The following is a 13,795-nucleotide window of genomic DNA, read 5'->3' as shown; positions in this document are numbered from 1 at the left end:
TTAACAAAGGAGATGAAAGCACGGCTAAAGGAAGCGGTCTGTGTAGGGCCAGTTTTCAGGAAAGTGGCTCAGATTCAGAAAAGCTACTTAGGCAAGCAGCGGTTTCAGGTTGCAGCAAAGGGGAAGATTACACCTCGTCTTCGCGGTTCACCGTGTTTATGTCAAAGGCCGGTACGCAGACAGACCAGTATTCGCATTCTTCGTCAAAGGGATTGGAGTACCGGATGCGGGCCCCCGCTTTAATGAGCAGGGTTTGTCCGGCAGAGAGCACCACGGTTTCACCATCAATTTCAATTTGCTTTTGCCCGCGCAGTACGATGGTGACTTCGTCGAACTCGGGGTTTTGGTGCGGTTCGCCCCAGTGGGGTGGCGCTACCATGTGGGCCACGCTGAAGGCCTGGGTACGGGTGCTGGCCAGCCCGAAATGCTCTTCTATGAGTTTGCCGTCTGTGGTGGGAACCCGGAAGGGCGCTGTTTGCAGGAAGTATTTTTTATCGCTCATAAGCTTAGTTGTTGGTGCCTTTGGTGGCACATTCGCCTTTGGTGTAGGAAGTTATTCCTTGGGCTTCTGCCGTGCAGGCGTTTCCGTAGGTTTTGCTGTCACAGCCGCATACGGGTTCATACTGCATGGTACAGGCGCGTTCCTTGTCAATTTTGGCGGGGTCAATGCAAACGGAGGCCGTCTGTTGGTTGCTTTTGCAGCTAAAGGCAATGCTGCCCAGCAGGAGTAAGGATGGTAAGAACTGGTTTTTCATAGGTGTCAATGTCTGCTGAAATATACGGAAATATGCCATCTGCCAGTCTATTCTGTTTTTAACTGACGGGCAGGGCAAAAATTAGCATCAATTAAACGAAATCGATTAACCTGTATCCGTATTAGTCCGTATACGGCTGTAGCTTTAATATATATTAGAATATATATTTATTGTTTGCCATATTGCCGGAGCATCCACCTGCGTTAATTAGAGGTGGAGGCCCGTACTCAATAAGTAATTTTAACCTTTTAGCTTTATTACTATGAAAAATGACAAAAAAATCTTGGTTGCCGCTGCCGCTGGTGCCGCCGCTGGTGTAGTTGCAGGTATCTTAATGGCGCCGGGTAACGGAAAAGAATCACGCGAAGGTATCTTGAAGGCCGCAAGCCAATTAGCTGATAGCGTAAACGGACAGATTGCTCCTTACCTGGAGAAAGTAAGTGGCTTAACCAGCATGTTGAGCGGTGTAGTAGGTGGAAGCGGTGCGGCTAAGTCTGGCGGAGCTGACGATACTACCACCGGTACGGACAACGCTGGTGCCCAGTCTTAATCCTGACGTGAGCATCTAACGTCAGCCAAACCCAGGTATAACCAAAAGTTTCGGCTATCGTTAAGAAGTAACGGACGTTTTGTAATCAAAACTATTGTTCCTTTAAACAATAAGCTCATGAAAGACGATAATGGAAGAATAATTCTGGCTATGCTGGCCGGCGCTAGTGCTGGTTTGGTGGCTGGTATTTTAATGGCTCCTGAAGCTGGGGAAGCCACCCGCGGAAACCTGAAAAAATCTGCTTCAAAACTGGGTTCAGGCCTCGGTTCTACGCTATCGGGCATAGGTTCCAGCGCCGGCGCGCTCTTAGGTCGTAAGTCGTCAGGCGGCGGAGATCCGGATGTGGTGAACTTAGGTTCCAATACCACTCCCACTTCCCACCTGGATAACAATCCAACTGGCGGCAACGTGGAGGCCATGACCGGTGATGATCCCCGGGATACGGCCACTGGTACTGCTCCGTCAGACATGGGAGCTGGTATTGGCGGTGGTGCTTACGGTGCCGATGCTGGTACGTTGGGCGGTGATACCGATGTGAATGCTTCAAGTGCTGATGCCGGTGATGCGGCCAAAGCTACTACCAAGCCTAAAAGAGCCAGCAGAGCCAAAGGAACCGCCAAAGGTGGCGGAGCCGCAGCCTCTTCTTAACTTATTTCGACTTTTTTGACAGCTGCTGTAACCTTCTGTTGTGGTGAGCGTTAAAGAAGGTATAAATGTTGGTTAAATAAGAAATCGTAAAACAGATGAAGTAAAACGAAGTTGTTTGATGACGTTGAAACTTAAATAAAATTGACCGTATGGTTAAGCTTTTTAAGGGATACGAGAATAGCTTAGTAACACAGACGAAAGTCACATCATGCAGTAGCGAGTAGAAGTTATTTAACCAATATAAGAAAGCCTTCCCAGACGGGGAAGGCTTTCTGCGTTTAGAGCCAGTTTTGGCAATAGTAAGCCAAAAGCGTGTTTTGGGACTGATGTTTTCTTTTTTGCTTAGTGCATGCAGTTTGTCTGTTGCTGGCGTGGCGGTGGGTGGATGCGGCGCCCTTATGCTTTGTTGTTGCATGGTTTCCCTCCGTGCGCTCACGGCCGCGGGGCCCCGTCTTCCCCTCGCGCACTGCCCTTTCGGCCCGGATTGTCCTTTGCGCTTAGTTAAAGTCTATCTATGGCCAAAAGCGAGGCGCGCTCGGGAAAGACTGGAACTGGCAATGTGTAGGGGAAAGTAGCAACGGGCTTCTACCTTTCTAAAGCAGAGATTCCCCCTTTGAAGGGCAGGGCCGTTAAGTTCTAAAAATTGATATGGTTCAAGCTTTCAACTTGGACCTAAAATGAGCTGAAGTTTGCAAATCAGTGAGGCGTTAGCCTCAAATTCTGCAAGAAAGGCAATGGACTTTACCGCAGTTTAAACCTCCAATGTAGAACTTAACGGCCCTACCCTTTGAAGGGGGCGAAGAGGGATGTTTACACTGCCGTTCAAACGCATTGCTGGTCTAACATATACCACCAACTCAAAAGACCTCGCAGTGTCTTCCAGACCTGCGAGCGTCTGTGCCAATGCCGTCTCAAGCCTGTTTTCTGCAAATCTGGCTTAAAACAAAGCCAATTCACTTTTAGTCATATAACAAGAAAGGCCGCTTTCACTAGAGCGGCCTTTCTTGTTATATAACTGCTGAATACCATTAGCACATCAGCACATTAAAAAATCAGCACATTAATTATTCTCTGGCTTCATTTGCGGGAAGAACAGCACGTCCTGGATAGACTGTGAGTTGGTCATGATCATGCTCAGACGGTCAATTCCTATTCCCAAACCGGCGGTTGGTGGCATGCCGTACTCCAGGGCGCGCAGGAAGTCTTCGTCCAGAACCATCGCTTCGGTGTCACCACGTTTGCCAAGCTCCAATTGCTCTTCAAAGCGGGCGCGTTGGTCAATGGGGTCGTTCAGCTCAGAAAAGGAGTTACAGATCTCTTTTCCGTTGCAGATCGCCTCAAAACGCTCTACCAGACCTTCTTTGCTGCGGTGCTTTTTGGCTAGCGGGCTCATCTCCACTGGATAGTCGGTGATGAAGGTGGGCTGGATCAACTGGCCTTCGCATTTCTCCCCAAAGATCTCGTCAATGATTTTTCCTTTCCCAATGGTTGGGTCCAATTTGATGCCCAAGCCGGTAGCGGTTTCGCGCAATTGGACTTCATCCATTTCCGAGATATCGATGCCGGTGAAATGCTGGATGGCTTCAAACATGGTGAAACGCTTCCAAGGGCGCGCGAAGTTGATCACGTTCTCACCTACCTGTACCTGAGTAGTGCCGTGTAGCGCCAGGGCCACTTTCTCTACCATCTCTTCCACCAGATCCATCATCCAGTAGTAGTCTTTGTACGCTACGTACAGCTCCACCTGGGTGAACTCAGGGTTGTGGAAACGGCTCATGCCTTCGTTTCTAAAGTCCTTAGAGAACTCGTACACGCCATCAAACCCGCCCACAATAAGACGCTTCAGGTACAGCTCATTGGCGATACGCAGGTACAAGGTCATGTCCAAGGTGTTGTGGTGCGTCTTGAACGGTCGGGCGGCGGCGCCTCCGTACAAGGGCTGCAGGATGGGGGTTTCCACCTCCAGGTAACCACGCTCGTTCAGGTACTCGCGCATGGTGTTCACCAGCTTGGTGCGCTTGATGAAGGTGTCGCGCACGTCTGGGTTCACCACCAAGTCTACGTACCGCTGGCGGTAACGCAGTTCCGGGTCGGTGAAGGCATCGTAGACGTGCTCTACACCGTTTTCGTCCACCTCACGTTTCACAATAGGAAGTGGTTTCAAAGACTTTGCCAGCAGCGTCAACTCAGTTACGTGCACCGATGTCTCGCCCACCTGGGTTTTGAATACGTAGCCTTTCACGCCGATGAAGTCCCCGATGTCCAGCATTTTCTTGAACACGGTGTTGTACAGGTCTTTGTTTTCGCCCGGGGCGATGTCATCACGGGAAACGTAGATCTGGATGCGGCCCGAGCTGTCCATCAATTCGGCAAACGAGGCCTTGCCCATCACGCGGCGGCTCATCAAGCGACCGGCCAGGCTCACTTCCTGGTAGTTGTTCTGCTCCGGATCGTAGTTGTCCTTTATATCCTTGGCCGTGGCAGTCACGTCAAAAAGTTCGGAAGGGTAGGGGTTGATGCCCATCTTCTGGAGCTCTTCGCGCTCATGGCGCCGGCGTAGTTCCTGTTCGCTTAAATGCATGGAAACGGTCTTTCAGTTTTAATTCAATTCGCGAATTTCGGAAATTATTCTCATACATAAGGAGTAATCCTGTTGAATCGTTTTATGAGGTTGTAAAGGTGGGTATTGGCTGGTGCATGCAGTTTGCTATTGCTTTCGCCGTTGTTGGTGTTATCACCAACAACCTGAAGGGCTGCCCTTCTAGAAAAAAGCTTTGTGCATTTCGTTTGCCAGTTGCTGTCGTAGCGGCTGGTTGATGCGATGCCCTTATGCTTTGTTGTTTTATAGCTGCCCTCCGTGCGCTCACGGCCGCGAGGCCCCGTCTTTCCCTCGCGCACTGCCCTTTCGGCCTGCAGTGTCCTTTGCGCTTAGTTCTGCCAATCCAGGGCCAAAAGCGAGGAGCGCTCGGGGAAGACTGGAAAGGGGAAAATAGGGTTGGTATAAAATACAAAGTATCATGGTTCAAGTCTGTGACTTGGACCCATCATGACCGGAAGTTTGCAACTTCCGTGAGGGGAAAGCATCTGCATCCAGCAAATCCCTATACCAAAAAAATCGAATGGGGCTGTTTTCCATAAAACAGCCCCATTCGATTTAAAGTAATAAGGCAAGCAAACGCTATTTAGGCAACTCTAACTTGTTCAGTTCATCGGTAATGAAAGTAATCTCGTCTTGACTCAGTTGCACGTCCATGGCTTTGGCGTTCTGGATGGTCTGCTCGGCGTTGCGGGCACCTACCAGGGCAATGGTGATGCCGGGCTGCGCGATGGTCCACCGCAGCACCAATTGGCCGAGGGTGGCGTTTTTGTCATCGGCTAGCGGCTTGATCTTGTCCAGAAAGGCGTTCACTTTCACCAGGTTCTCGGGTTGGTACACGGGCAGGCTGGCGCGGTGGTCGCCCTCGTTGAAGTGGTGTCCGGGTTTGATTTTGCCAGTCAGTAAGCCGCGTTCCATTGGACTGTAGGCCAGAATGGAGATTTGCTTTTCCAGGCTGTGTGGCACTACATCGGCCTCAATGCCACGGCTGACCATGCTGTACGGCACTTGGTTAGAGGCCAAGGTAATGTACTTTTCGGCTTCCTGCATCTGGGCCACGTTGTAGTTGCTAACCCCGGCCTGACGGATTTTGCCCTGTTTTATCAATTCGGCCACCGTTTCCATGGTTTCCTGAATAGGGGTGGTGATGTCTGGCCAGTGAATCTGGTAGAGGTCAATATAATCGGTGCCTAGGCGGCGGAGGCTGTCTTCGCACTCTTTGATAATGCTTTCGCGGCCGGCGTATTTGTAGACATCAATGTCGTTGCCCTGGTTATCTTGGCTGTGCATGGCGAAATCGCCTTTAGCTAGGTCCCAGCGCATGCCGTATTTGGTCAGAATCTGCACTTTGTCGCGCGGAATGCCTTTGATGGCCTCGCCCACAATTTCCTCACTCAGGCCCTGGCCGTAGATGGGTGCCGTGTCAATAGAGGTCATGCCGTGGTCATAGGCAGCCTTGATGGCGTCTACGGCTTCCTGGCGCTCGGTGCCGCCCCACATCCAGCCGCCGGCTGCCCAGGCGCCGAAGGTTAACACTGATATTTCCAGGTCTGTGGTTCCTAATTTTCTGTATTCCATGGTTTCTAAGGTAAGCTGATGAATGTGATGAAACTGCCCTGCCGGGCAATCTCACCTGTTTACGAGTGCCAAAGAAAATCAATTATACCTTTTTGAGCAGAAAACTGATGGTAGTCTCTGAGTTACCAAGTGTAGTAGGAAAGAATGTTTGATTGGGGATTTGCGCCGAAAGAGCTAGGCCGTACCTACTTCTAAGAAAAATGGCGTTTTTAGGCATTTTATAGCCTGTTTTTCAGAATTAAAGCCGAAACGAAAGCGGTAAATACTCATCTTTCATCGGCTTTAGCCGTTAAAGAGGGAAAAATATCCCCCAAGTTATGAAGTGTGAACTGAGTTTGATTTTTGAGGAAAACGATGGCACCCTGCGCTGGATTTTCAATATTCTGATCTACGCCCACCAGATAAGCGAGCCGCAGGTCCGCAAAATGCTGCAACCCACCTTAAAGGAATTTCTGCACAAACGCAGTTACCAGGAAGTGCTTCGGCTAGCCGAGACAGACATTGAGGAAGGTGATTTTGTGCGCGATTACCTCAAACAAAACCTCATAAAGTTCAACGCCGCCCAGGTGCGGGTGAAAGGCGAAAAAATCAAGTCAATCTGTTTCACCATTGAGCAGGCAGGCCACATGCAGGAGGCCGCCGATCCGGCCTCGGTAGACCCCGAGGTGTTAGCCCTTTTTGAGGGACATGAACTGAAACTCAAGCAAATTAACCATTGCGCCATGGAGGCCTTGAAGTTAGCGGGAGCTAAGGGAGTTCAGATTGAGAAATTCAGCCATGAGTAGATTTGAAGATGTGCAGATTAGGAGATGTGTAGATTGGAGAAGTGCTAAATTAAACAGAAATGAAATGGCCTTCTCTAAAATGATTTCGGCCTGTTTTGGTGAAAACAGGCCGAAAAGCTAGTAAATATATTCACCCATATACTTCTTCCATTAAGCGGCGGCAGAGAGTTGCATGGTTGGGGTTCCTTCGGTGAAGAGGGGTTCCACCATCTCGTGCAAGCGGGTTTTTACAAAGCTGTGGCGTAAATGCTCGGGCAGTTCGGCCACCACTTTGCGGTACTTCTCTAGGCCTATGGCCTGCGCCACATAGCTTTCATGCAAGCCGTTCATGTAACTGACAATGGACAGCAGGCACTCATGGAACAGCTTGAAGTCTATTTGGGCTTCTACAAAACGCTCAATCTCTTTCTGCGTGGAAGAGATACGTAAACGGCTCAGGAGATCAAACAAGGTGGTGTAACCCAAACGCCAAGTAATCTGCTGCCAGTGTTGCGGAGACCATTTGTCTAAGACTTTCCCGGTTTTGCTGCTCTTAATAGCCGTGGCCGGATTCCGCTGCACCTGTTGCCGAACCGCGTTAGCCGTCAATTTTCTGGTGGTGCGTAGAAACTGACCAATCTGGGCTTGCGCCTCAATCTCTTTGCCTGCAATCTGTAGTCCCGCTTTGTAGCCCGCCAAGGGCAACCGATGGATGCTGAAATCATTGTACGCGCCGGCGGCATAGTACCCAATGGCTCTGGGATAGGCGTTCTTCACCACCAACCGGCCAGCCTCTCTTCTGATGGCCGCCTCGTTGTTGGTCTTGGTGCCCAGCGTGTACAGGAACGCCTGCAGCCCGGCAAAGATAGAATAATACGCCTGCGGAAAGGTCCAGTGCAGGGCATTGCGCAGATACGTTTCGTCGCCCAATTCGGCCGTAGCCCGAAGGGCATACTCCGTGCTCCAGCTATTGTGCAAAATGCGGGCAAGTGCCTCCAGATCCTGCTCCGTTAGATTGGCAGAATGTTGTCTGAAAAAGGCATTATTTCTCAGACCCGCTTCTTCCGGACTATGGCTGATGTGGTAATTGATCGCAAAGAAATAGTTCAGGAATACCTGCGCCGGAATGGATCGCCGCCAGGCAGAATCCTGGGGCTTTTGCTCTTCCTGAAAGAGCGGAATCACGTTTTCGTCTAGTACCTTCTTCATGTTTTAAAAACACATTTGACGTAGCTAGAGTTGCATTTTTGCTAATATTTTTAGGTTTATATACTGTTGGTTATCAAATACTTGTAAAATATTTATTAGAAAAATCATGTGGTTAGCAAACTGTGTTTTCCAACCTTAGTAGCCAGCACAAATGAGCCTGGTATGCCATAAGAAATGCGAGGTGCCGAATGATAAAAGTCTGAGTGCGTGGGAAAAAATAATTGATTCATAACATGACCTCCCACAGGATTGGTTACTTTTGTTTCAGGGAACAGATCTTCGTTTTAGGCGGTGTATTAGCCTTTTTGCGGGAAGCCCCCTTTGTTCTTCTACCTTTTCACTTATTCTATTCTTATGTTTAAACCTTTACACAAATTAAGTTTCCTGCTGGTTGCACTCCTTGGACTGGGGAGTAGCGGGAAAGCTCTTGGGCAGACGTTCAAAGAAGATTTTGAATATCCTCAAGACTCTGAGTTAACAAAGAATGGTTGGGCAGCTCATAGTGGAGCTGGTACCAACGCAATAAAAACTGTAAGCCCAGGGCTTTCTTATTCTACTTTAGCAGGCTCTAATGTTGGTAACGCTATAAGACTAGGTACTGGCGGGGAAGATGTAAACAGAGCCATTGGCACCACCTATACAGAAGGAGTAGTTTATGCGTCTTTTCTGGTAAACTTTACAGCCGCACAGGCCACCGGAGATTATTTCTTTCACTTAGGCCCTGCTTCAATAGGAAGCACCTATGTACCCAGGGTATTTGCTAAAAGTACAACAGGTGGCGTTCTGCTAGGAGCTAGTATCTCTTCTGCAACTCCTGCTTATGGAACTGAAGTCTTGGAGTTGAATAAAACCTATCTGGTTGTTCTTAAGCATACATTTGTTTCCGGGGCTTCTAATGACGTAGTGGAGTTGTTTATAAACCCTGCGTTAGGAGCAGCAGAACCTACCACAAGTAATGTGAGTGCAACCGGCGGCAGTGATCCTGCTAACCTTGGTTCAATTGCATTGCGCCAGGGAACAGCCAATGGACTTGCCCCAACGCTTGCCCTTGATGCGATTAAGGTTAGTTCTAACTGGGCAAATGTCACTCCTTCGGCCCAGGCCGATATTACTGCTCCAACTTTGGCTTCCTCTTCTCCAACAGCTGGTGCTACCAACGTATCTACGGCCACTGATCTGGTTCTGACCTTCAGCGAGCCGGTTGTTGCCGGAACCGGTATTGTCACCATCACGGGCAACGGAACCACCCTTACTGAAAATGTCTCAGATGCCGGAAATAGCATCAATGGTGCTGTTGTTACCTTAAGCGGCCTAGGACTTGCTCCTGGAGTTACCTACACAGTAACCATCGCCAATGATGCCTTTAAAGATGCCTCAGGCAACTTCTTCGCCGGGGTTACGGGCACAGCTTTGACGTTTACCACCGCAGCCGTTGCTTCACCGGTGCTCACCGCTTCTGTTGAAACTGTTGATTTTTCCTACACGGCTGTGGGTAAAACAAAAGTAATGTCCTATGACCTGTCGGGAGCAAATGTAACAGGAGATGTAACCGTAGCGGTGACGGGTCCTTTCCAGATTTCCAAGACCAACCGGGCTTTTGCCGCCACTGCTCTTACGTTTACCGCCGCTGAATTAGCTACTGCCCAGAAAGTGTATGTGCAGTTTACACCAACCGCAGCCGGTAATGCCACAGGTTCCATCAGCCATACTTCGGCTGGTGCGCAAACCGCCACAGTGAACCTTACCGGAGTGGGCATCAACCCTTACGTGCAGAACTTCAATGATCCAACTTTCTTCACCAACAGCGGCTGGACGCAGTTTAGCGTGACTGGTCCGCAGGTGTGGGCTAGCACCAACTTTGGGCGTGATTGCTTGGTGGGTTGTAATGCGGCTACGCCGAACAAGGCGGTACAGATCAACGGTTTCTCTAACAACACCAACGTACCTAATGAAGACTGGCTGATCTCTCCGGAGTTAGACCTGGCTTCTTTTACCAACACTCCGGTGCTGGACTTCTGGACCATCTCGGCGTTTGCGGGAGACCAATTGAAACTCATGTACTCAGCTGACTATGCCGGAACCGGTAACCCGAACAATGCTACCTGGACCGAAATCCCCGGCGTGTTCCCGGCTGCTAACAGCAACCTCTGGACCCTTTCACAAGGTATTGTCTTGCCTAAAATGGCCAAATACGTAGCTTTTGTCTACACCACCGCCACGGGCGCTTCCCGCTGGACCGTAGATGACTTCAGAATTCAGGATCTGAGCAGTTACAACAACATTCCTACCACCGCCTTCAACTTTGGGGAAGTAGCAGCCGGAAGCTTTTCTGCCGCTCAATCCTTCACGTTTAGAGCCGTAGGTTACGGAAACATCACGTTAACCGCTTCGGCTGGTTTCCAACTTTCTACCGACAACGGCACTTCCTTCGCGACTACTGTTACTATCCCAGAGGCTGAAGCCGCGGCCGCAACGGGCAAAACCGTTCAGGTTCGTTTCGCTCCAACTGCCAAGCTACTGAAAGTAGACGGGCAGATTACCTTCGCCGGTACCGGATTGGATGTGAAAACTATTACCCTTACCGGTTCTTCTTTCCCTAAATCAGAGACTTTTGACGTAGCCACCTACAACATGGAATTCTTTGGCAATGGAACGCAGATTGCCGGTAATTACGGTCCCGCCGATGCCGCTTTACAGGTCACCAACGCCACTACCGTGCTGCGCACCCTCAACATGGATATCATTGGTATTGAGGAAATCAGTGATGAAACGGCCGTGAACCAGGTAATTGCTAATTTGCCCGGAACCTACGCCAAGCAGATTTCTCCGGTGTATTCGTATTCCATTAAGCCAAACAGCTCTACTGAGCCGTTCCCGGCCCAGAAGATTGGCTTCATCTACAATACCGCCACCGTTAGGCCGGTAGGTTTCAGAGTGATGTTTGAAGGTTTGTACAGACAAGCCGTTGCTAAAACTACCACGCTGATTGACGATGATTTCTGGTCCTCAGGTAGATTGCCTTACATGGGTACGTTTGACGTAACCGTAGGCGGTATCACCAAGCGCATCAGAGTCATTGACATTCATGCTAAGTCAGGTAGCGCCAATGCCGACTTTAACCGTAGAGTAGCTGACCTGAAAGTATTGAAAGATACCCTGGATACGTACTACGCGGAGCACAACGTGATTATACTGGGTGACTTCAATGACAACGTAGTGGGCTCCATTAATGCAGGCGGTGTTTCTTCTTACAATGCTTTTGTAAGCGATGTAGCAGATTACAAAACCCTGACCCAAACGTTAGCGCAGAACGGCGGCTTCTCTTTCCCAAGCTCTAACAGCTTCCTGGACCACATCATCATCACTAATGAGTTGGTAGATGATTACGTAGAGAACTCCATTACCATTGAAGACCCAAGAGCCTACGTGAACAACTATTCCAACACTACCTCAGACCACTTGCCGGTGTTCGCGCGCTTTGCTTTTACGCCCAATGACCCGTTGGCGGTGAAAGAAGATCTGCGAGGGACGTTCAGAGTGTCGCCTAACCCAACCAACGGAACTGTAACGCTGCGTCTTCCGGCTGGCGTAGCCCAGGAAAAAATCTTCGTAACCGTGTATAGCTTGCGGGGCGAGGTGCTCCTGAAAGCCATGGGTTCTGAGCAAAACCTGAATGCGTTGCTTACCCAGAGACTAAGCTCTGCTGCGGCAGGCATGTACCTGGTAAAGGTACAGGCGGGTACGCAGTCGTATCAAGCCAGAATCATCAAAAAATAACAAGACCCATCAAATGGAAAGCCTGCCAGCGGTACGTTGGCAGGCTTTTTTTGTGCCGATAAATTTCTTTACTTACACGTCTGGTAAGCCCCGTTTTAGGGCTGTTTTCATCATATCTCTCACAAACCAACATGAAAAAACTTTCCGCTTATCCGTTCATCTGCCTGTGGTTGTTCTGGCAGCTTACTGGCTGCAAACCCGCCCATAAACCAGCCTCTTCGGCGCAAGCCGAAACAGGGGTGACCGGAAAGAAGGGAATGGTGGTGAGTGCGCATCCAGAGGCTTCCCGCATTGGTTTGGAGATTTTGCAGAAGGGCGGTAATGCCTATGATGCGGCCGTGGCTACCGGTTTTGCACTGGCGGTAGCCTATCCGGTGGCGGGGAACATTGGCGGCGGTGGTTTTCTGGTGTACCGCAAGCAGGACGGTGAAATTGGTGCCTTGGATTACCGCGAGAAAGCTCCAAAAGCGGCCACTCGTGACATGTATTTAGATGCCCAGGGTAATGTGGTGGCAGATGCCAGTACGCTAGGGCATTTAGCCGTAGGCGTACCTGGCGCGGTAGACGGGCTGGTGGCCATGCATCAGAAACTGGGCAGTTTGCCGTGGGCACAGGTGGTGCAGCCCGCTATTGACTTGGCCCGCAAAGGAGTGGTCCTGACCGAGCGCGAAGCCCAGATGCTCAATAATGCGAAAGAAAGCTTTTTGCAAGCAAATAAATTTACCCCGTCGGTGGTCAGAAATTCGCCCTGGAAAAAAGGAGACGTGCTGCCCCTGCCAGAATTAGCCAGTACGCTGGAACGTATTCGGGACAAAGGGCGCGCCGGGTTTTATGAAGGTGAAACGGCAGATCTGCTGGTGAAAGAAATGCGCCGGGGCGGAGGGATCATCTCGCACCAGGACCTGAAAGAATACCAATCTGTGTGGCGGTCTGCCATTACAGGTACCTACCGCGGGTACAAGGTTATTTCCATGCCTCCGCCTTCCAGCGGCGGTATTGCACTGCTTCAGCTGCTGCAGATGATGGAACCGTTTGACTTGCATGCCTGGGGGTGGCAGCAGCCCGCCACCGTGCATGCCATGACTGAAGCCCAACGACGAGTGTATGCCGATAGAGCTACTTACCTGGGAGATCCCGATTTCTTTAAAGTACCCGTAACCAGTCTTCTGAACCCAGACTACCTGAAAAGCCGGATGGCTACGTTTGACATGGAGCGGGCTACGCCTTCGGCTCAGGTGATGGCCGGGAAGTTGCTAGCCCATGAAAGTGACCAGACCACCCATTATTCCATTGTAGACCAGTGGGGCAATGCGGCTTCCATCACTACCACCTTGAACGGCGGCTATGGCTCAAAAGTAGTGGTAGAAGGCGCTGGATTCATTCTGAACAACGAGATGGATGACTTCAGCGCCAAGCCAGGAGTGCCGAATATGTTTGGGTTGATAGGAGGGGAGGCCAATGCTATTGCCCCCGGCAAACGCATGCTCAGTTCTATGACTCCCACTATTCTGGAGAAAGACGGGGAACTGTTCATGGTGGTAGGAACGCCTGGCGGGTCTACCATTATCACTTCGGTGTTCCAGGCCATCTTAAATGTGGTAGACCACGGAATGGGTATGCAGCAGGCCGTAGCTGCCCCACGTTTTCACCACCAATGGTTGCCAGACAGAATTGAGGCAGAACCGGGCGCTCTTTCTCCTGAAGTACGAGAAGCGCTCCAGAAGAAAGGACATATCCTGCAGAACAGAGGAAACTACGGGGCGGTAGATGGTATCCTGAAATTGAAGAACGGAGTTTGGGAAGGCGGCGCAGACCCTAGAGGAGATGATACAGCGCTGGGGTATTAACGAACGTGAACCTACGAATTTCGTCCCCCTTGGAAGTAGGGCCGTTAAGTTCTAAAAATTGATATGGTTCA

General features: G+C 50.3%; 10 protein-coding genes. 5 read left to right on the top strand and 5 right to left on the bottom strand.

Going from position 1 to position 13,795, the window contains the following annotated elements; translation table 11 throughout:
• Nucleotides 1–127: 127 nt before the first annotated feature.
• Nucleotides 128–502, bottom strand: a complete 375-nt coding sequence (locus ACY0JR_RS09760; RefSeq protein WP_462633837.1) for a cupin domain-containing protein — start codon at nucleotides 500–502, stop codon at nucleotides 128–130.
• Between the two features lie 4 nt (nucleotides 503–506).
• Complete coding sequence (locus ACY0JR_RS09755) at nucleotides 507–755, bottom strand: Kazal-type serine protease inhibitor family protein (protein WP_462633835.1); 249 nt, start codon at nucleotides 753–755, stop codon at nucleotides 507–509.
• Between the two features lie 262 nt (nucleotides 756–1,017).
• On the opposite strand from ACY0JR_RS09755, the gene ACY0JR_RS09750 reads away from it, so the two are divergent.
• A complete protein-coding gene (locus ACY0JR_RS09750) occupies nucleotides 1,018–1,305 on the top strand; it encodes a YtxH domain-containing protein (RefSeq protein WP_462633833.1) in 288 nt (95 codons plus the stop codon).
• A 117-nt stretch (nucleotides 1,306–1,422) separates the two neighbouring features.
• Nucleotides 1,423–1,953 (top strand): YtxH domain-containing protein, encoded by a 531-nt coding sequence (locus tag ACY0JR_RS09745; protein WP_462633832.1) that lies wholly within the window; start codon nucleotides 1,423–1,425, stop codon nucleotides 1,951–1,953.
• Nucleotides 1,954–3,013: 1,060 nt separating this feature from the next.
• Here ACY0JR_RS09745 and lysS read toward each other — a convergent pair.
• Both lysS and ACY0JR_RS09735 read right to left on the bottom strand, forming a co-directional pair.
• Nucleotides 3,014–4,534, bottom strand: a complete 1,521-nt coding sequence (gene lysS / locus ACY0JR_RS09740; RefSeq protein WP_462633831.1) for a lysine--tRNA ligase — start codon at nucleotides 4,532–4,534, stop codon at nucleotides 3,014–3,016.
• A gap of 597 nt (nucleotides 4,535–5,131) precedes the next feature.
• Complete coding sequence (locus ACY0JR_RS09735; protein ID WP_462633830.1) at nucleotides 5,132–6,127, bottom strand: aldo/keto reductase; 996 nt, start codon at nucleotides 6,125–6,127, stop codon at nucleotides 5,132–5,134.
• A gap of 317 nt (nucleotides 6,128–6,444) precedes the next feature.
• Between ACY0JR_RS09735 and ACY0JR_RS09730 the strand changes: the two genes are divergently transcribed.
• Nucleotides 6,445–6,912: a hypothetical protein gene (locus ACY0JR_RS09730; RefSeq protein ID WP_462633829.1), complete on the top strand. Its 468-nt coding sequence runs from the start codon at nucleotides 6,445–6,447 to the stop codon at nucleotides 6,910–6,912.
• A 150-nt stretch (nucleotides 6,913–7,062) separates the two neighbouring features.
• Here ACY0JR_RS09730 and ACY0JR_RS09725 read toward each other — a convergent pair whose 3' ends face one another.
• Complete coding sequence (locus ACY0JR_RS09725; RefSeq protein WP_462633828.1) at nucleotides 7,063–8,100, bottom strand: hypothetical protein; 1,038 nt, start codon at nucleotides 8,098–8,100, stop codon at nucleotides 7,063–7,065.
• An 834-nt stretch (nucleotides 8,101–8,934) separates the two neighbouring features.
• On the opposite strand from ACY0JR_RS09725, the gene ACY0JR_RS09720 reads away from it, so the two are divergent.
• Both ACY0JR_RS09720 and ggt read left to right on the top strand, forming a co-directional pair.
• On the top strand, nucleotides 8,935–11,877 hold the full coding sequence (locus ACY0JR_RS09720; protein ID WP_462633827.1) for an Ig-like domain-containing protein: 2,943 nt from the start codon (nucleotides 8,935–8,937) through the stop codon (nucleotides 11,875–11,877).
• Between the two features lie 131 nt (nucleotides 11,878–12,008).
• Entirely contained in the window at nucleotides 12,009–13,724 is a 1,716-nt protein-coding gene (gene ggt / locus ACY0JR_RS09715; RefSeq protein ID WP_462633826.1) for a gamma-glutamyltransferase, read from the top strand.
• Nucleotides 13,725–13,795: the final 71 nt, after the last annotated feature.

Source organism: Rufibacter sp. JT3400010 (genome assembly GCF_054956755.1).
The sequence above is the reverse complement of the archived record's forward strand: the minus strand, read 5'-3'. Positions and strand labels throughout refer to the sequence as shown.

Bases quoted from the DNA above. Each gene is read 5' to 3' on its own strand.
- ACY0JR_RS09760 (WP_462633837.1), bottom strand. From the start codon at position 502: ATGAGCGATAAAAAATACTTCCTGCAAACAGCGCCCTTCCGGGTTCCC.
- ACY0JR_RS09755 (WP_462633835.1), bottom strand. From the start codon at position 755: ATGAAAAACCAGTTCTTACCATCCTTACTCCTGCTGGGCAGCATTGCC.
- ACY0JR_RS09750 (WP_462633833.1), top strand. From the start codon at position 1,018: ATGAAAAATGACAAAAAAATCTTGGTTGCCGCTGCCGCTGGTGCCGCC.
- ACY0JR_RS09745 (WP_462633832.1), top strand. From the start codon at position 1,423: ATGAAAGACGATAATGGAAGAATAATTCTGGCTATGCTGGCCGGCGCT.
- lysS (WP_462633831.1), bottom strand. From the start codon at position 4,534: ATGCATTTAAGCGAACAGGAACTACGCCGGCGCCATGAGCGCGAAGAG.
- ACY0JR_RS09735 (WP_462633830.1), bottom strand. From the start codon at position 6,127: ATGGAATACAGAAAATTAGGAACCACAGACCTGGAAATATCAGTGTTA.
- ACY0JR_RS09730 (WP_462633829.1), top strand. From the start codon at position 6,445: ATGAAGTGTGAACTGAGTTTGATTTTTGAGGAAAACGATGGCACCCTG.
- ACY0JR_RS09725 (WP_462633828.1), bottom strand. From the start codon at position 8,100: ATGAAGAAGGTACTAGACGAAAACGTGATTCCGCTCTTTCAGGAAGAG.
- ggt (WP_462633826.1), top strand. From the start codon at position 12,009: ATGAAAAAACTTTCCGCTTATCCGTTCATCTGCCTGTGGTTGTTCTGG.